Source organism: Filimonas zeae (genome assembly GCF_014641615.1).
In the GTDB taxonomy this organism is placed as follows: domain Bacteria; phylum Bacteroidota; class Bacteroidia; order Chitinophagales; family Chitinophagaceae; genus Filimonas; species Filimonas zeae.
In genome coordinates this window covers 1,503,014-1,521,307 of sequence record NZ_BMIB01000001.1, presented here as the reverse complement: position 1 = coordinate 1,521,307, position 18,294 = coordinate 1,503,014, and the positions used below count along the sequence as shown (strand labels likewise).

Annotated in this window: 11 protein-coding genes; 4 read left to right on the top strand and 7 right to left on the bottom strand. The window is 47.6% G+C overall.

Annotation, left to right across the window (positions count from 1 at the left end; genetic code table 11):
* Positions 1–29: 29 nt before the first annotated feature.
* The gene (locus IEY13_RS06035; protein ID WP_188951030.1) at positions 30–392 is read right to left on the bottom strand and encodes a hypothetical protein; all 363 of its coding nucleotides are present in this window, start codon (positions 390–392) and stop codon (positions 30–32) included.
* 296 nt (positions 393–688) lie between these two features.
* On the opposite strand from IEY13_RS06035, the gene IEY13_RS06030 reads away from it, so the two are divergent.
* Both IEY13_RS06030 and IEY13_RS06025 read left to right on the top strand, forming a co-directional pair.
* Positions 689–5,467 carry a PKD domain-containing protein gene (locus IEY13_RS06030; RefSeq protein ID WP_188951029.1) on the top strand — a complete coding sequence of 1,593 codons (4,779 nt, stop codon included), beginning with the start codon at positions 689–691 and terminating at the stop codon, positions 5,465–5,467.
* Between the two features lie 36 nt (positions 5,468–5,503).
* Positions 5,504–6,532, top strand: coding sequence for a PorP/SprF family type IX secretion system membrane protein (locus IEY13_RS06025; protein ID WP_188951028.1), 1,029 nt, complete (start codon positions 5,504–5,506; stop codon positions 6,530–6,532).
* A 12-nt stretch (positions 6,533–6,544) separates the two neighbouring features.
* Here IEY13_RS06025 and IEY13_RS06020 read toward each other — a convergent pair whose 3' ends face one another.
* Positions 6,545–7,786: a glutamate-5-semialdehyde dehydrogenase gene (locus IEY13_RS06020; RefSeq protein ID WP_188951027.1), complete on the bottom strand. Its 1,242-nt coding sequence runs from the start codon at positions 7,784–7,786 to the stop codon at positions 6,545–6,547.
* Positions 7,787–7,803: 17 nt separating this feature from the next.
* Positions 7,804–8,838, bottom strand: coding sequence for a glutamate 5-kinase (gene proB, locus IEY13_RS06015; RefSeq protein WP_188951026.1), 1,035 nt, complete (start codon positions 8,836–8,838; stop codon positions 7,804–7,806).
* Positions 8,839–9,172: 334 nt separating this feature from the next.
* On the opposite strand from proB, the gene IEY13_RS06010 reads away from it, so the two are divergent.
* Positions 9,173–10,210 carry an ATP-binding protein gene (locus tag IEY13_RS06010; protein ID WP_188951025.1) on the top strand — a complete coding sequence of 346 codons (1,038 nt, stop codon included), beginning with the start codon at positions 9,173–9,175 and terminating at the stop codon, positions 10,208–10,210.
* Between the two features lie 22 nt (positions 10,211–10,232).
* The gene (locus tag IEY13_RS06005) at positions 10,233–10,979 is read left to right on the top strand and encodes a helix-turn-helix transcriptional regulator (RefSeq protein WP_188951024.1); all 747 of its coding nucleotides are present in this window, start codon (positions 10,233–10,235) and stop codon (positions 10,977–10,979) included.
* Positions 10,980–11,034: 55 nt separating this feature from the next.
* On the opposite strand, the gene IEY13_RS06000 is transcribed toward IEY13_RS06005, so the two are convergent.
* From IEY13_RS06000 to IEY13_RS05985, 4 genes are all read right to left on the bottom strand, one after another.
* Positions 11,035–12,276, bottom strand: a complete 1,242-nt coding sequence (locus tag IEY13_RS06000; RefSeq protein ID WP_188951023.1) for a purple acid phosphatase family protein — start codon at positions 12,274–12,276, stop codon at positions 11,035–11,037.
* Between the two features lie 9 nt (positions 12,277–12,285).
* On the bottom strand, positions 12,286–13,758 hold the full coding sequence (locus IEY13_RS05995) for a SusD/RagB family nutrient-binding outer membrane lipoprotein (RefSeq protein WP_188951022.1): 1,473 nt from the start codon (positions 13,756–13,758) through the stop codon (positions 12,286–12,288).
* A gap of 42 nt (positions 13,759–13,800) precedes the next feature.
* Positions 13,801–17,034, bottom strand: coding sequence for a SusC/RagA family TonB-linked outer membrane protein (locus tag IEY13_RS05990; protein WP_188951021.1), 3,234 nt, complete (start codon positions 17,032–17,034; stop codon positions 13,801–13,803).
* A 96-nt stretch (positions 17,035–17,130) separates the two neighbouring features.
* On the bottom strand, positions 17,131–18,165 hold the full coding sequence (locus tag IEY13_RS05985; RefSeq protein ID WP_188951020.1) for a FecR family protein: 1,035 nt from the start codon (positions 18,163–18,165) through the stop codon (positions 17,131–17,133).
* Between the last annotated feature and the right edge of the window lie 129 nt (positions 18,166–18,294).

Genomic DNA, 18,294 nt, shown 5'->3' with positions numbered 1-18,294 from the left:
CTTTTTCTTTACTAGCTATCGTTCAGCGTTTACGCCAGCGACATTACCCTCAACGTATCTGCCAAAGTATGCTTACTCCATAACCCACTGATTTCTATCCAGATATCTGTATGGTTTGTAATGGATGTAAGTACAACCGCTCCCTCCTGCTGGTGTTGGTTTAATAACTCTTCTACCTCGTGCACCGGGGGTACTACTTTTCCCTTTACTACTATTTCTCCTTTTACGTTATAAAACGTATTGTCCAGGAATTTACCAGCCATTTTACCGGCACAGTCAAAAACGCAGTTTCCCAGTAAAATCCCCATAAGTTGTAACGAATCAGCCGCTACAATTCTGTTTTTCTCCATATAAGCTTCTGTAACGCCATTGCGGCTCTCTAGTGCATACATATTGTAACCTGGTTGAGGCAGCAATAATAGCCATTTACTGCCCACCAGAATAAGGGATGGGCGAATGATAATTATAATTTAATGCCTCACTGAACCCTTATTGTGTCCGCATCGTAGTTTAAGCTGTATATAATCCATTTATCCTGTTTTTAACCAAACGCCCCTGTATCTTAATGCGCATTAAATACCTGCCGCAAAGCCCCGGTGTACCTTTGCCCCGTTATAGTTACCAACCAATCAGTCAATCAAATTCCGGAGGCAGTCAGCAAATGTGGGCAAGAGGAATCATATTAACTATGTTATGCATCACTGTGTGGAATACCGGCCTGGGGCAAACACCCAAAGCAGATTTCAGCAGCAATAACACCAACAGCGGTTGTGCACCCTTAATTGCACAATTCAAAGACATTTCAACCGGCGGTTCCGCTACCTGGTGGCGTTGGGAGTTTGGAAACGGGGCCAGTTCCTCCCAACAAAACCCCGGTGTTATTTACACAGAACCAGGCACTTACACCATTACTTTTATTGCAGGCAACGCCACTGGTAGCGATACTATGGTAAAAACAGCCTATATAGAAGTGTATGGTAAACCCGAAGTAGCTTTTGGAGCTACCCCCGCAACCGGATGTTTGCCGTTAAACACACGGTTCAGCGACAGCAGCAAGGCAGGCTCCGGAACAATCACTTCTTATATCTGGGATTTTGGTGATGGGCAGATTTCCGCTCTTGCCAATCCTGCTCATACGTACACCGTACCAGGTAATTACGAAGTTTCCCTCACGGTACAAAACAGCTATGGCTGTAAACAGGCGCTTCAGAAAAAGGCAGCGGTACAGGTAGCAGGCAAAGTAACAGGCGCTTACAACTACTCTTACGTAAACGCCTGCCAGCCTCCTACACGGGTGCAGTTTAACAATACCTCCGCATCCGATAAACCACTCCAATATCAGTGGAGTTTTGGTGATGGCAACAGCAGTACCGAAGCCAGCCCTGAGCATGTTTACAGTGCAGCCGGTAACTATAGTGCACGGCTTATATCCATCTCCCCTGCCGGTTGTACAGATACCATGGTTCAACAAATCACCATCGGTGCTGTAAAGGCAGCATTCAGCGTGGCCAATAATGCCTGTACCGGAACAGCACTCAGCTTTACCAACACCTCCACCCCTGCACCGGTAAGCAGTACCTGGGCGTTTGGAGATGAAGCAACAGCCACCGGCATCAACACCTCCCATACCTATACAAAATCAGGCACCTATAACGTTACCCTGTATACCAATTTTGGAAACTGTACCGATAGTGTAAAGCAATTGGTTACTGTAAGCGACAAACCCGTTACTTCTTTTACCACGCCGGGTGTAACCGATGCCTGCGCAGTGCCCGCAACAGTTACTTTTACCAATACCACCAAAGGTGCCGTAAGCTATTTATGGATATTCGGAGATGGTAGTACTTCACAGGAAACCAATCCCTCTCATACCTACCGCCAGAGTGGTTACTACACCATAACACTCATCAGCTTTAACGCTGGTGGATGCAGCGATACATTAACCCGTCAAAAACTGATACATGTAGGTCCTCCACGTATTACCGCGCTGAAAGATCTGCCTTACACCGGTTGTGTGCCTTCCGTTGTAAAAATGTCTGCCCTGCTGGATGAAGCCCAGACAGTAACCTCCTGGCGCTGGAATTTTGGTGATGGCAGCACTTCTGAAGAAGCAACTCCTTCTCACAACTACACGCAGGCGGGTGATTACACTGTTTCTGTTACCATCAGAACCAGCAGCGGCTGTACAGATACTTATACCCTGCAACATGCAGTTGTACTGGCACAGGCGCCCGAAGCAGCCTTTAGCGCTACACCGTTGCAGGTATGTGGCTCCAAACCAATTTCCTTTACTGATGAATCTACCGGTGATAGAGATTTCTGGTCGTGGAACTTTGGTGATGGTCAATACGACTCTAACAAAAATCCTAAACACCCCTATCAAGACACTGGTAACTTCACTATAACATTAGTGGTAGGTAATAAAAACTGCTTTGATACACTGGTAAAAACCAGGTATGTAAGAATTGACATGCCTATTGCACGCTTTAACGCTGAAATGAACTGCAATAAGCCCTACGAGCGTACATTCACAGATATATCTATCGGTGCTAAATCATGGGAATGGAACTTTGGCGATGGCCAGAAAGCCAATACCCGGCACCCAGCCCACACCTACGCAGATACCGGCACCTATATCGTTCAGCTGATTACCCGTAACGATGCGTGCGCCGATACGATGCGCAAAACCATTTATGTGGTGGATGAACATCCTTCTTTTGATTACACACCCGGCGAGGAAATTTGTAAGAAAGAAACTATTACTGTTACTGCCACCAACTACGCTCCGCAATATGTAAAAGACTTTACCTGGAACTTTGGCGATCAGACGGAGAAAAAAGGCAAGGCTGCTACCTTATCACATGTATATGCCAATACCGGCAGCTATGCAGTTAAGCTCACCATTACTGATATCAACGGTTGCGCAGTAAGTGCAGAAAAACCAATTCTCAACATAGCCGTATTTGGCAGTAAAGCCCAGTTCGATAACACAACCGGTATTTGCCTGGAAGATGGAAAGGTATCTTTTACCGATAAATCTGTTACCGACGGCAAACACCCTGTTACAGAATGGAAATGGAGCTTTGGAGATGGCAATACCGCTGTTACCACTACTGCTGGCTATACACATACCTATACCAAAGCAGGCAACTTTTCTGTGCAGTTGACTATTAAAGACAGCTACGGTTGCCGCGATACCATCACCAAAACCAATGCGGTAGTAATTGCTGACCCTAAAGCGGTCATCAACTTACAGGACAGTATATTCTGTTCCGGGCTGCCCGTAAACTTTGCCAACGCCTCTAAAGGTACCGCGCTTAGTTACCGCTGGAGTTTCGGAGATGGTACAACCTCTACACAGGCTGCTCCTGCTCACAGTTTTGCAAAAGAAGGTTCTTATAATATTGCACTGGCGGTAACGGATAAGTATGGTTGTAAAGACAGTGTTTATAAAGAGAAGCTGGTAACCATTGCCAACCCGGTAGCTTCCTTTAACCTTACTGACAGTTTCGCCAGCTGTCCTCCGCTTATAGCCAGCCCGGTAAACTATTCACAAAATACCACCGCTTATAGCTGGAATTTTGATGATGGTATTGTTTCCGGATTAGATAAACCCGAGCATGCCTATGTACAGGGCGGTGTATATCGCCTTACACTGGTAGCAAAGGGGCATGGTGCCTGTTATGATACCGCGGTGCATGTGGTTACTGTAAAAGGGCCCAGCGGCTCCTATACTTTTACTCCCAATGTTGCCTGCGCACCGTCACCTGTTGCCTTTAAAGGCAAGGTAAAAAATACGGTTACCCTTGCATGGGATTTTGGAGATGGTACGGTAGTAGCTGGGGCCGATGAAGTGATTTCTCATACCTATACCAACCATGGTGCTTATGTACCCAAACTGGTACTGATTGATTCGTTCAACTGTAAAGTAGGTATTGCCAACAGGGATACACTTTTTGTACGGGATATTAAGCCGCATATGCAAAACACGCTGCAAACCGGCTGCGATTCTGCTCTTATGGCTTTTACCGATTCCACACAGGTATGGTACGATAAAATTGCCAGCTACCAGTGGTCATTCGGTGATAAAACCACTTCTACGCAGGCCAATCCCACCCATTATTACTATAAAAGCGGCAACTATACCACCAAACTGGTAGTTACCTCTGCCATGGGCTGTAAAGACTCTGTTACCCGCGTACTGAACGTGCCGGTGTATCAAAGCCCTCGCCCCCGCATTATTGCTGAAGATTCCATCTGCTTCAACAGCAGCTTATCCATGCAGGGTAGCGATCAGCATTCTGATACCGCTATCACCAGCTGGCAATGGAAGTATGGCAATGGCCAACAAGCGAACGGACAAAACCAACAATATACATGGCCCTATACCGGCAAATACCAGGTACAGCTGACAGCCGTAAATGGCCACGGCTGTACAGGTAATGCCACCCGATCTGTAACGGTGTTGTCTTTACCTGTTTTAGATGCGGGTCCGGATACTTCTATCTGCCTGGGACAAACCCTGCGTATGCAGCCAACCGGTGCGGATATCTACAACTGGTCAGGCAACATGAATCGCTCCAATGCTGATTATGGTATGGGAGAAGTAAGCCCATCTACCGGCACACGTTATTACCTGAAAGGCAGCAGCTATTTCGGTTGTGTATCCCATGACTCTTTGTTTGTAGATGTTAAACAACCTACACGCATCAGCCGTATGTCAGCGGATACACTGTGCACCGGTGAATCTGCCAAACTACAGGCCACCGGCGCAGAACGTTACGAATGGATACCTGCCACCGGCCTGGACAATCCGCGTATTGCCAATCCGGTTGCCACACCTGCTGCCACTACTACCTATACCGTAATAGGTGGCGATTTAAAAGGTTGTTTCTCCGATACACAACGCGTAACCGTTCGTGTGTACCCTATACCGGTATTTGACATTCTGGATAGTGTAAAAAATGTAAACGTGGGCTACCCGGACACGCTGCGCACTTACAGCTCGCCGGATATTACTACCTGGCGCTGGGCACCGGCCACCAGCCTCAGCTGTGCCACCTGCCCCAACCCGGTAATACTGAGCAAGCAGGATATTACCTATACCGCTAAGGTGTTTAATGAAGGCGGCTGCACGGCACAGGATCAGGTAACGGTGCATGTGCTATGTAACGGTGTAAACGTATTTATGCCCAATACCTTCTCCCCCAACAACGATGGTATGAACGACCGCTTCTATCCACGTGGCAAGGGATTGTATAACATACGCGCGCTGCGCATTTTTAACCGCTGGGGACAAGCCGTATATGAAAAAGTGAACTTCCTGGCCAACAACGAATCCTACGGTTGGGATGGCAGCTTTGGCGGTCAGCCAGGCCAGTCCGGCGTGTATGTGTATGTAATGGAAATAGAGTGCAACAACGGCACTGTTATGACCTACAAAGGCAATGTAATGCTGATGCGATAAACCTTTCTATATCTATAAAACAACGTGAGTAAGATCATGAAGAAGTATGTGTTTTCCCTTATAGTGCTGTTAAGCCTTTCCCTAGCTGTAGTTCGTGCGCAGGATGTGCATTTCAGCCAGTTTTTTGAAGCCCCTATTTTACGTAACCCCGCCCTGGCAGGTTTGTTTGATGGTGATGTACGTGTACAGGCCGTTTACAGAACACAATGGGGCAATATTACCGTGCCTTATAAAACAGGCGCATTGAGTGCTGAATACAAGCAACCCATTGGCAATAACAACGACTTTATTACCATGGGCCTGCAACTACTGTACGATAAAGCAGGTACAGTGAATTTTACCACTACGCATGTGTTGCCGGCTGTTAACTATCACAAATCACTGAGTGATGATCACACCAAATACCTGTCGCTGGGTGTTATGGGTGGCTTTATTCAACAGAGCATTGACCGCAGTAAAATGACCACCAACAACCAGTACGATGGCGGTGCCTGGAACCCTGCTATTGCCGATGGTGAAGCACTGGCAGCCAACAGCTATCACCATTGGGATGGTGGCCTGGGCGTATCTTTCAATTCCTCCATCAATGGCAATCCGGCTGATAACTATTACATCGGCCTGGCTTACCAGCACTTTAACCGTCCTAAAAACTCTTTCTATAAAAATCCGCTGATTGAACTAAATGCCCGGTGGGAATTTACCAGTGGTGTGAAGTTTAGCCTGGATGAAAAATCGTTCTTTACCATTTATGGTAACTACAGCAAACAAGGTAGTTATACCGAAACCCTGGCGGGCGCTTTATATGGCTTTCGTTTGGGAGAAGATGTGGAACAGCCGGATTATACCGTACAGTTTGGCGCTATGATGCGTTTAAAAGATGCAATTATACCGATGGTAAAGCTGGATCACAAACCTTATTCCATCACTGTAAGCTACGATGCCAATACCTCTACGCTGAACTCCGGTGCAGGCCGCCCCAACGCGTTTGAGCTATCACTTACCTACACCGGTTTTACCAAAAGAAACAACAGTACGCTGAATGCTATAGCATGTCCGCGCTTTTAAATCCCCCCACCCTTAGCGTACCTGGCCGTTACCGGTTACCATCCATTTTTCGGTAACCAGTTTCTCCAGCGCAAAGGGCCCACGGGCATGCAGTTTTTGGGTGGAGATACCAATCTCCGCCCCTAAACCAAACTCCTCCCCATCTGTAAAACGGGTACTGGCATTGGCATACACCGCGGCTGCATCTACTTCCTGCATAAATCGCTTGCAATGCTTTTTGTTTTCCGATACAATGGCTTCTGAATGGCGGGTGCTGTGTTCCTGTATATGCACCAGCGCTTCTTCAATACCCTTTACCACTTTTACCGCACAACGCAGGCTCTGAAACTCAGTATCAAAATGTTCGGGCTTTGCTTTTTGTAAATGCGGGTATCCTTTCAGCAGTTTAAAGGCGGTATTGTCTGCAAATACCTCAACCCCATATTTAGCCAGTTGCGGCTGCACTGCTTCCAGAAAGGCCGGGGCAACGGCTTCATCTACCAGTAAGGTATCGGCTGCATTACATACGGATGGGCGGGAAACTTTTGCATTCACAGCAATGTTTACTGCTTTGTTCAGGTCAGCCTCCTGTTCAATGTACACATGGCATACACCGGCTCCGGTTTCTATTACAGGTACCTGACTGTTCTTGCGCACATATTCAATTAAAGAGGCTGAACCGCGCGGTATCAGCACATCAATATAACGGGTGGCGGTAAACAAATGCTGTACTACTTCCCGTTCAGAGGGCAGCAGTGTTACGCAATCTGCGTTGATACCATTATCCTCCAGCGCTTTTTTAATCAGCTTAATCGCAGCTTTATTGGTATTATCTGCCTCACTGCTGCCTTTGAGTAAGCAACCATTGCGGCTGCGTATGCACAGTGCTGCAATATCAAACGTTACATTGGGCCTTGATTCGTAAATAGCACCCACCACGCCTAAGGGCACCGCTACTTTTTCCAGCAGCAACTTGTTGGGCAGCACCTTTTTCTCCAGCACTTTTCCGGAAGGGTCTGGCAGGCGGCTTATTTTACGCACGGCATTGGCGATGGCTTTAATGCGCTGTTCGTTCAGCATCAGCCGGTCGTTACGCGGGTTATCGGGTGCCTGCAAAGCCAGGTCTTTACCATTGGCTTTTATCAACACCGCTGTGTTTTGCTGTAACGCATCTGCCAGGCTGCGTAAAGCCCCTTTTATCTGTTGTTCGGTGGCCCTGCGCAAATGCACAGCCGCCTTGTATGTTTTAATAATCTGTGTTTCTACCTGTTTCATATTGGCATGCTTAAGAGTTAAAATATAACAATGTCATCTGCATGTGCAGCCACCACATTCTTCTTTGCCAGGTTGGCGGTAATATCACTGGTAGCCAGCTTAACCTTTGCCACTCCTATAATAATGCTTTCTTCATCCATCAGCTGCACCACTTCTCCGGCTACAAACTTACCCTGTAACGAGGTAATGCCTACAGTAAGCAGGCTGCGTCGCTGATGCAGGGCTTTAGCCGCCCCTTTGTCTACAAATATGCTGCCCAGGGTAATAGAGCCACTGGCCAGCCATTTCTGGCGGGCTTTCAGGTTAGAAGACTGCGCTTTGAAGGTGGTACCTGCCCTACCTTCCATCGCGGCCTGTAAAGGCGCTTTACCGGTTAAACCGCATATCACCACTTTTATACCCAGCGAGCTGGCCAGGCGCGTAAACGTAAGCTTGGAAGTCATGCCTCCCAGCCCCAGACTACTTTTGTCTGTACTTACATAACCCAGTATGGTATTGTCTATTTTTTCTACGTAAGGAAGAATGTTCTTTTCACCATCCATAAAACCACCGGCAGAGGTACCAATCACCAGTGTTTCCGCGTCAAAGCCAATGGCTATCAGGGTAGCCAGTTCGTCGTTGTCAGAAAACTTCAGCTCCACCGTGCTTACCAGGTCGTTTTCGTTTACAATAGGCAGAATACCATTTTGCCAGAAAGCGGCAAACGTATCTTTTAACTGCAAAAACTGCTGGCGGTTGCTGAAGTGGTGCCGCTCACACAGAGCCTGCGCCACCGGAATATTATATCTGGCAAAAAACTTCTGGTATAACAGAATCAGTATCGGGTTACCTACAGCGGCTGCTGCTTTACGTTCTGTAATACTGCCTTTGTAATGTTGAATGTATGCTTTTCCGCTGCCTACGGCGCCGCTCGAAACCAGCACCACACGATACTGCTCACTCAGCGCAGCAATACCGGCAGCTACCTTTTGTACCACCGGTCGGCTGATGGTTCCATCGGCTCCGGTAATAACTGCTGTACCTAACTTAATAACCAATACGGGCTTTTGCATACAACAAAAATAGTGTCTGCCGCGCATAGTTCTGTACTGCAAACAGGGCAAGCAGATATATACGAACAAAATGCAGCGTTGGTTTTTCTTTTACAACACTTTCAAAAACAAGTGTTAGTTGTACACAGCTGGCATTATTTTGGGTAATTTGCGGGTATTGATATTACACCAATAAAATCCGTATCCGTATGACTATGATGTTACCACAACACCTCCTGCCTCCACGGCAAGGCGTTTAATCCGTTCAGTTTCCCCCACACCACCACCCTGCCGCTTATTTATCCGTACCTATTATTTAACTAAATGCGCTGTATGGCAGCGCAGGAGGCAGACTATGAAAACTACAATTCACCAGCTCGTCCGGAAAGAACTTCCGTTAATAGACGCGTACACTGAAACTGACACCATTAAAGACTACCTTATCAACAGCAAAGCGCTGCTGGTAGTAACACAACAAAAACCCATTGGCCTGCTTACCACTACCGACCTGGCAAAAAACCATCAGCCCGTACTGGCCGATGCGCTGGTACCCAAGCCCTTTGTACAGGCCGGTTATACCGTGGCCGAGGTAATGCAGATTATGAAACTATCCGGCTTTACCGTGCTGCCTGTACAGGACGAAAACGGCAACCTTACCGGCGCTATTTACATTGAAGACATTGTGCAGTACCTGTACCAGCAGAACGAAAAGCAACAGGCCGTAGTACAAACCATGGCACACGACCTTAAAAGTCCGCTGGCCAATATCAGTAGCATTAACGAAATGCTGAAACTGGAAGGCACTACCCCGGAAAACCAGGAATTGCTGAACTATGTAAGTCAGTCGGTTGATCTGGCCCGCGAAATCATCAACGATCTGCTGCTCAGTGAAAAGCTGGAAACAGATGATATTATATTCACCCGGCTGGAACTGAACGAATTTATCCGGTCCTGCATTCCCCCTGTACAGGGGCTGCTGTCTGGCAAAATGATTACGCTGGAAACGCAGATGCTCACCGCACCCTGTTATTTTATGGGCGATAAGGTAAAGCTGCACCGGGTAATGCACAATCTGCTTTCCAATGCTATCAAGTTCAGCAATTACCAGAGTACCATCCGGTTATCCTGTTTTGCAGCCAGCGACAACTTTACCATTCATATTACCGATGAAGGGGTGGGCATTCCGGAAAACCTGCAGCCGCACGTGTTTGATAAGTTTTCCAAAGCACAGCGCAGGGGCACGGCAGGCGAAGGCTCTACCGGCCTGGGTATGTATATTACCCGGGAAATTGTAAAAATGCACCGGGGCGATATCTGGTTTAAAAGCGAGGAAAGAGTAGGTTCTGCATTCTATATACGGTTACCATTCCACCCGTTTGCTATGCCGTTATAGGGCAATGCAGTACATTTGGAATATGAACCGGATAGACCGACTTTTTGCCATACTCACCACCATACAATCGAAAAAGTATGTAACCGCCGATTTTATTGCAGATAAATTCGGTATGAGCGTGCGTACAGTGTATCGGGATATTAAAGCGCTTGGTGAAACAGGTATTCCCATCAGCTTTGAGCAGGGCAAGGGCTATTTTCTGGTGCAGGGTTATTTTCTGCCGCCGGTTTCGTTTACCAATGAAGAAGCCAATGCCCTGCTGCTGATGGAAGCCATCACCAACCGCTTTGCCGATAAATCGGTTCAGAAGCACTATGCCACTGCTCTTAACAAGGTTAAAGCGGTGCTGAGAGGCACCCAGAAAGATTCAGTGGAACAGCTGAGTGAAACCATCACCAGCTACTCCCCCTGCGGTCAGGAGAACGACTTCGCCTACCTTACTGAAATACAAAATGCCATTGCCGGTAAAACCGTGCTGGAAATAGAATATCAGAACTTTGCCGGTGATGTAAGTAAGCGGGAACTGGAAGTAGTAGGCCTGGTATTCTATGCCCTTAACTGGCACGTGATTGCCTGGTGCTGGATGCGGAATGAATACCGCGATTTCCGGGCTTCCCGCATACTGCGGCTCCGCAACACCGGTAACGCCTTCCGTAAAACAGATCATATAGAACTGCAGCAATACCTTACCCACCTGGATAGTCTGTATAAAGAAGGTATGGCGCATCACCAGGCCGCCACAGAAGCCGGCACTGTTACGGCATCCTGATATTAAAAAGCCGGCACTGCATACACAGGCCGGCCATTGAAACAGTAACAGGCCATTACTTCATTTCAATACACTTATTTAGTTTGCCCTTTTGCTTTACCAGCTTAAAGGCATCAAACAGCTTTCCTGTGGTAGTATATGTTTCAAACAACAGCGTATCCCCTGCTATGCGTACCAGCTGAAACAACTGGGTATTCATCGCTGTACGCTTCATCCACGGCTCCTTGTTCAGCTCATACATTTTAGGGCCACTTACAGATATTACATACATAGTACCGGAAGTAGTATCCTTTACCAGGCCTTCTACCGGCTGTATACCGCGCGCGTAGGCATGGTCGTGCCCCTGCAATATCAGGTCTACGCGGTGCTTGTCAAACAAGGGCTTAAAGCGCTTGCGTAAGGTTTCGTTATCGCGGGAGGCTTTGGCGCTGAACACCGGGTGATGGAATGAGATACAGGTCCATTTATTCGGGTTATGGCTCAGCAGCGAATCCAGCCAGTAATACTGACGGTCGGCCCCTGCTTTGGTTAAGTTAATGGCCTGCGAATTCAGGGCAATAAAACGTACGCCCTGTATATCGGTAAAATAGCAGGTTTCTTCCACGCCCGGTGCGCCATTCTCCGGCAGGGTAAACTGCGCCTGCCAGTGTGGGGTTAACAAGCTAAATTCTCCTGCAGAGTCTCTGGAATGCTCGTGGTTGCCCACTACCATCATGCCGGGTATCACGCTATGAATAAAGCTGCCTGCATAAAAAAACTCGCCCCACTCCTCATCCCGCTGGCCCCGGTTTACCAGGTCGCCTGCATGTATCATCAGGTTGGCATCGGGCATTTGCATAAATGCCTGGCGAATGGTGCGCGACCACAACGATTTTATGTTGTTCTGCGCATCGCCCATGTAAATCAGTTTTACGGTATCACCAACAACACCCGCTGTTTGCACCTGAAACCATTCACTCCATTGTCCACTACCGCCCACGCGGTACATATATTTTGTTTTAGGCTGCAGGCCACGGAACACTACGGAATGATAGGCGGCGTGTAAACTATCACCACCAAACGGCGTGGTAACAGCTTTTACCTGTTGCAGCTCTTTTGCAAGGTCTGGCCCGTCCGCAGCCACCACTATTTCGCCTACTGCTTCCTTTACTTCATTGCCGGTACGCCAGGTAACGGCCAGCGAAGTTGCAGGGTTGGCAGTTACATTCAATACAATTCTATCCGGCGTAACCTGTGCGGCTAGTTTTGCAGTAGCCGCCAGTGTTATACATCCCAGTAATACATTTATTTTCTTCATGCTATTCTGTTATTTCAGGTACCACATCAGCGTATACTCATCATCTTCTCCAAACGTTTTTACCGCGTTCTGGTAATTGGTTCTGTTATTAGCCAGTTCTGTGGTAGGGTAACGGTAACGGCGAGGCACTATGTTTTTCACAGCCAATGGGCCTATGGTAAAATGCGGGTAGCCGGTACGGCGGTGGTCAAACCAGCCTTCCGCGCCCTTAAATATCATAGCCAGCCATTTCTGCGTAATCAGCTGCTCCAGCGTGCCGTTGTATTTAACAGCTGCCTGGTCGTAATAGCCATTGCTTACCGCAGTGTTTTGTACACCATAAAAGGTCATAGAAGCCTGTACACCTGCATTGTAATAATCAGCAGCCGTTTTACCAGCAATGGTTATTTTACCCGCCTGTAAGGCTTCTGCCAGAATAAAGCAAACTTCGGTGTAGGTAATCATAGAAGCCTTCAGCATATCGCCGGAACCTTTACGAAACATGCTGCCCAGGGTAGACTGATGCGTTTCGCCACCGTTGTAAGAACGCGGGTCGTCAATGGCATTAGGTACACCCACATACTTGTTCCTGTTTACGGTAGAACCCTCCTGCGAAGCTACAGGCGCTACCCATACCGCCAGGCGGGGATCGTTTAATGCCGTCAGATTATCTACCAGTTCTTTACTGGCTTTGGTTTTGGTAAAGTCAAACTCAATCATGGTAAGCGTGCTGCCCGGCCAGCTGTTGGCGGCTGTTCCCTCAATGTATTTTACCGAAGCATCATCTGCATTGGAAGCAGGTAAAGGATACCTGTCTGCATCATTCAGCATGGTTTGCATGTCAGCAAAAGCATTGGTGTATTTTTTAGAAGCACGCAACAACATCCGCAAACGCAGTGCATTGGCAAACTTGCGCCACTGCAGGGGTTTACCTGCAAACAACACATCCTGGTCGGCATTAATAGTACCGGGGTTATTGCGTAATAACTCATTGGCATCTTCCAGTAATTGCAGTATGGCAGGGTATATTTTCTCCTGCTGATCGTATACCGGCTGTGTAACGTTGCCGGTTTTAGATTGCAGCGCCTGAGAAAAAGGCACATCCCCATACAGATCGGTCAGGTAACCAAAGTTAAAAGCCTTCATAATTTTGGCAATCGCCAGGTACTGCTTTTCGCCATTGGCTTCTGCCTGGTTATACATCTGCTGGTTTACACTCAAACGGCTGTAAATATCATCCCAGCCTACAGCGCCCCAGGTAAACAAATCGTTAATGGTGGTTTGTACCAGCGTTATATAACGCCCTGCTGCCACCGGACGCTCTTTAAAAGCGTCCGTCTGGTAAGCATAGGCGGAAGACAATACCACTTCCGACATCAGATAGTCAGCGTTAATGTTTTCCGGGCTGTTAGGGTTGGTATTAATCTTATCAAAATTTTTGGTACAGGAACCCAGCGCCAGCAGCATAACTGCATATACCAATGTCCTCTTCTTGCGTAACATATACTAATTTTTTAAACTTCAGTTGATGAGGGGGGGATCGTATTAAAAATTACAGCTCAGCTTTACACCGTAAGAGCGGGTGCCTGGTAAAGTCCAATGCCCTACGCCCTGCTTAAATCCATCGGTATCCACACTCAGCGATGTTTCCGGATCGTAGCCCAGTTTGTTGGCAGTCCATGTATACAGGTTACGGCCAATTACTGCCAGCGACAGGTTGTTTACAGGCAGGTTGCCTAACACCTTACGGGGAAACACATATACCAGCGATACCTCACGCAGTTTCAGAAAAGAGGCGCTGTAGGTAAGGCGCTGATAGTACTTGTTATAAGTAGTGGTATAAAAATCGGATGCAGCCAGTACGTTGGTATTTTTTGCATAGGAACCATCAGCGTTGGCAATATAACCGGGTATAATCATACCATCGTTACGTTTGTTGCCCTGTCCGTCTACCCATGCCAGGCCGCCATGCGCTGCATCTCTCCCTTCCAGGGTGTTGGTAGTTAAACCTTCATTGATCAATGTTTTTACTACATAGCTGTAAAAGCTGCCGCCCTTACGCCAATCGAACAGCGCATTCAGGGTAAAGTTTTTATACGAGAAAGTATTTTCAAAGCCCATTCTGAAATCGGGATTGTAGTTGCCGGCTTTTACTACATCAGTAGTACGCTGGTAACGGCCATTCTTATCCAGCAAAGGCTGCCCGGCCAGTGGCCCGTCTTTAATGGTTACCCAGGTAGGTGTATACATATCTCCTATCTGTGTACCTTCTTTAACGGTATATAAAATATTTTCACCATCTGCGCTACCCATGCTGAATTCAGGTACACCCGGTGCCAGTTCCACCACTTTGTTTACGTTGCGGGTAAAGTTGGCATGTATATCCCACTGCAACTTTCCTTTTACGGGGGTAGCACTCAGGCCCAGTTCCCAGCCCTGGTTCTGAATATTACCGGCATTAATAAGGCGACCGGAAAAGCCGGAAGCACGTGTAGTGGAAATATTGATAATCTGGTTACGGTTGTTGGTTTTATACCAGGTTACATCCAAACCTATACGGTTATGTAAAAAACGTAATTCAGTACCCAGTTCGTAAGAAGTAGCAATTTCCGGTTTTAAAAAGTTGTTCTTCAGCGCGCTTTCAATAGTAGCACGCTTTACACTACCCCAGTCGCTGTTAAAAGCAATGGTGTTATACAGGCTGTAGGGGTCAGTATCTTTACCTACCCGTGCCCAGTTGGCGCGTATTTTAGCGTAAGACAATACATCTTCCGGCATCTTAAGCATATCTGTAACAATACCACTTACCGATACAGAAGGATAGAAATAACTGTTATTGCCTGCTGGCAAAGCACTGCTCCAATCGTTTCTGCCGCTCGCATCTACAAACAGATAGTCGTGGTAAGCAATCTGCGCCGTACCGTACAAACTGTTAATGCGTTTTTGTGAAAAGCCCTGACTTACCGATAATGAACCGGCACGGGCATTACCGATGTTGTAGATGTTAGGAATAGTAAGGCTACCTGCAATCTGCGAAGTGGAATTGCTTTGCTCATCCATAAGGTTGCCTCCTGCTGATGCAGATACTACCCAGTTGCTATGCAGTTTCTTTTTATAAGAAAGGAGAAAGTCGGAGTTCTGCTGTTTGTAAAACACACCTGAAAGGCTGTACGCACCCAAAGCGGTTCTTTTAGCACTGAAAGGGCGTTTTACTTCTGCTTTCTGATTATACAGGTCTATACCGGTACGTACCATCAGGTTCAGATCGGCAGTAATGGCAATATTCATTTGAATGTTACCGGTCAGGTGATCGCGGTTGTACCCGTTAATCTGCTCATAGGCAATAAAGTAAGGGTTATCCAGGTTACCGGGGTCGTGTGTAAACTGCTCAAAACCCACTCTGCCTGGTTTCCAGTAGTTTTTCAACTGCGCCAGCCCGGTATTGGGAGCCATTTTGTACAATACTTCCGTAACACTTTCGCGGTAAGCGCCGGGGCGGTTGGGTGCATAGTTATTGGCATAACTGATATTGGTATTCACCGTTACCCCTTTGGCCAGCTGATAGCCTGCTGCCACCACTACCGTATTGCGTTTTAAACCGGTGTTGGGTACAATACCTCTGTTGTACATATTGGTATAAGAAAGGCGGAAGGTGCCTTTATCACTGCTGCCGGCAAAAGCCACGTTGTTGGTAGCCGTTAAACCGGTATTGAAAAAGTCACGGGCACGGTCAGGATAAGCCACCCAATCTGTAGCTACCTTCTGGCCGCCGGCATCCACCGGGCTGTTCCATTGAATACGCTTTTCGCCCGTGTTCAGTTTTGGCCCCCAGGCTGATCCGCTGGCCAGCGCTACATCTGTAGTACCGGGAAAGCTGCCGTAACCATATTCATTCTGAAAATGCGGAAACTGCCAGGCCTTGTCCCATACAATATCGGAGTTTACGCTTACGCCCAGGCCTTTCTGCCCTTTTTTTCCTGCTTTGGTGGTTATAAGTATTACACCATTACCGGCTTTACCACCATACAGTGCTGCTGCACTGGCTCCTTTTAATACGGTAATAGATTCTATATCCGAAGGGTTAATATCGGCAATAGGGCTGCCAAAATCCACTACGGTACGTCCTACCGGCGCACTGGCGCCTTCGGGCGATTTAGCCACCGGCACACCATCCACCACATACAGCGGCTGGTTGTTCTTCATTAAAGAAGACTCGCCCCTTATCACCACCTTTACGGTAGAGCCCGGGTCTGTACCGGTGCTTACTACATTTACACCGGCAATTCTGCCGGATATGGAGTTGAGTACGTTCACCTGCTTTACGGTGCTTACATCATCCTCATCCAGCTTACCCACAGAGTAGCCCAGTGAGCGTTCTTTTCTTTTAATGCCCAGGGCCGTTACTACCGTAACCTGGTTTAAATCGTTACCCTGTTCTTTCAGTTTTACAAACAGCGAATTGTTTTTGCCTGCTTCTACGGTAACATTGTTCATTACCTGCTTAGCATATCCTACATACGAAAAAGTGAAATCATATTTAGCGGTAGCAGTAAGCTGCTTAAAAATAAATATCCCTTTTGCATCCGATACGGCTGATACATTGTCGTTGCTACCCTGGCGGCTGGCACTAATATGTACTCCGGCCAGCATTTCTCCTTTTTCGGTTACCACAGTACCGGTTACTACGGCTGTGGCAGACTGCGAAAAAGAGGCAGTAGCTGTAAGTAATCCTATTACCGGCAGTAAGCAGGAAAGGATGTTCTGAAACTTCTTTTTCATGATGAATGTGCTGTTGTTTGGGCAAAAGCATAGCCTGCCTGCACCGCGGATGGCTGGCGTATGTCCTTTGCAAAAGGCTTATAAAAAATGTGATTGTTATTTTGTTATGTTATAGCCACCTGCCAAACTGCTTACATGCAGCCCGTTCATGTTGGCTATCACCTGCAATACCATCGGCAGCGAATCAGCCCGGCTGATGGTACCGCTGAAAGTAATTGCCACCAGCTGCTGAGGCTGGTAATGTACCGTTGTATGATAGTACTGTTGCAGTTGTTTTAAAACCTGCACCAGCGGCGTATTATTAAACACCAGGGTATCCTGTACATCTGCTGCCACGGTTGTTCCGGCACCTTTAACACCTGCAGGTGTATCCACTGCAAAAGCCGTTACCCATAACTTATTCTGCCTGTTGCCGGTACTGCATTCCTGCCCCGGAACCAGTATTACCTGCGGCTGGCCTGCTGCCGGCTTTTTCAGCCGTACCGCTACCTTACCTTCATACAATTTTACCGCACTACCCTGTTGGTTGTCCGCTACTGTAAAACGGGTGCCTAATGCGGTAGTTACCAGGTCTGCGCTGTATACAGAGAAAGGACGCAGCTTATCCGTTGCCACGGTAAATGTGGCCGTTCCTGTTAACAGAATGGTACGCCTGCCTGTTTCAAAACCTTTGGCATACTCAATAGCAGAATGGCTGGCTAACTCCACCACCGAGCCATCATCCAGTGTTATTTTCCTGGGGTTATTATGCGCATTACTTACACGCAACCATTGCTGGCCCGGCAAACGCAGCGTATCTGTATGCTGCGCCAGGCGCTGGTTGTGGCGGTGGTATTGCTGCCAGCGTATGGCCGCACTCACCATTACCACTATTACTGCCGCCGCTGCTATGGCACGGTACCAATGCATCTTCACTATCCTGCGCGTGCCCAATGCTTTGCGTTGTAATGCCTGCCACAGTAAACGCGTATCTTCTTCCGGCATTTTATCGTGGCTGTTCTGCCAGCGAACGGCCATCAGTGCATCCAGCTCCTCCGCATGTTCTTCCTGCTTCAGCCAGTTTTCCACCAGCTGTTTTTCCTGCTGTGTGCATCTGCCGTTTATATATCTGTCAAATAATTCGCTGCTCATTTTCAATAGCCCTTTTATAGCCGGTTACATAAATCACGGGCGGCGCAAAAAAAACTTCTAGTCCCCATTTTGAAATAACAATTTGGTAATACCTCCCCCCGCAAAGCCCCTGCCCGCCCCCGTATATCT

Excerpts from the sequence above, each read along its gene's own strand:
- IEY13_RS06035 (WP_188951030.1), bottom strand. The coding sequence starts at position 392 with ATGTATGCACTAGAGAGCCGCAATGGCGTTACAGAAGCTTATATGGAG.
- IEY13_RS06030 (WP_188951029.1), top strand. The coding sequence starts at position 689 with ATGTTATGCATCACTGTGTGGAATACCGGCCTGGGGCAAACACCCAAA.
- IEY13_RS06025 (WP_188951028.1), top strand. The coding sequence starts at position 5,504 with ATGAAGAAGTATGTGTTTTCCCTTATAGTGCTGTTAAGCCTTTCCCTA.
- IEY13_RS06020 (WP_188951027.1), bottom strand. The coding sequence starts at position 7,786 with ATGAAACAGGTAGAAACACAGATTATTAAAACATACAAGGCGGCTGTG.
- proB (WP_188951026.1), bottom strand. The coding sequence starts at position 8,838 with ATGCAAAAGCCCGTATTGGTTATTAAGTTAGGTACAGCAGTTATTACC.
- IEY13_RS06010 (WP_188951025.1), top strand. The coding sequence starts at position 9,173 with ATGAAAACTACAATTCACCAGCTCGTCCGGAAAGAACTTCCGTTAATA.
- IEY13_RS06005 (WP_188951024.1), top strand. The coding sequence starts at position 10,233 with ATGAACCGGATAGACCGACTTTTTGCCATACTCACCACCATACAATCG.
- IEY13_RS06000 (WP_188951023.1), bottom strand. The coding sequence starts at position 12,276 with ATGAAGAAAATAAATGTATTACTGGGATGTATAACACTGGCGGCTACT.
- IEY13_RS05995 (WP_188951022.1), bottom strand. The coding sequence starts at position 13,758 with ATGTTACGCAAGAAGAGGACATTGGTATATGCAGTTATGCTGCTGGCG.
- IEY13_RS05990 (WP_188951021.1), bottom strand. The coding sequence starts at position 17,034 with ATGAAAAAGAAGTTTCAGAACATCCTTTCCTGCTTACTGCCGGTAATA.
- IEY13_RS05985 (WP_188951020.1), bottom strand. The coding sequence starts at position 18,165 with ATGAGCAGCGAATTATTTGACAGATATATAAACGGCAGATGCACACAG.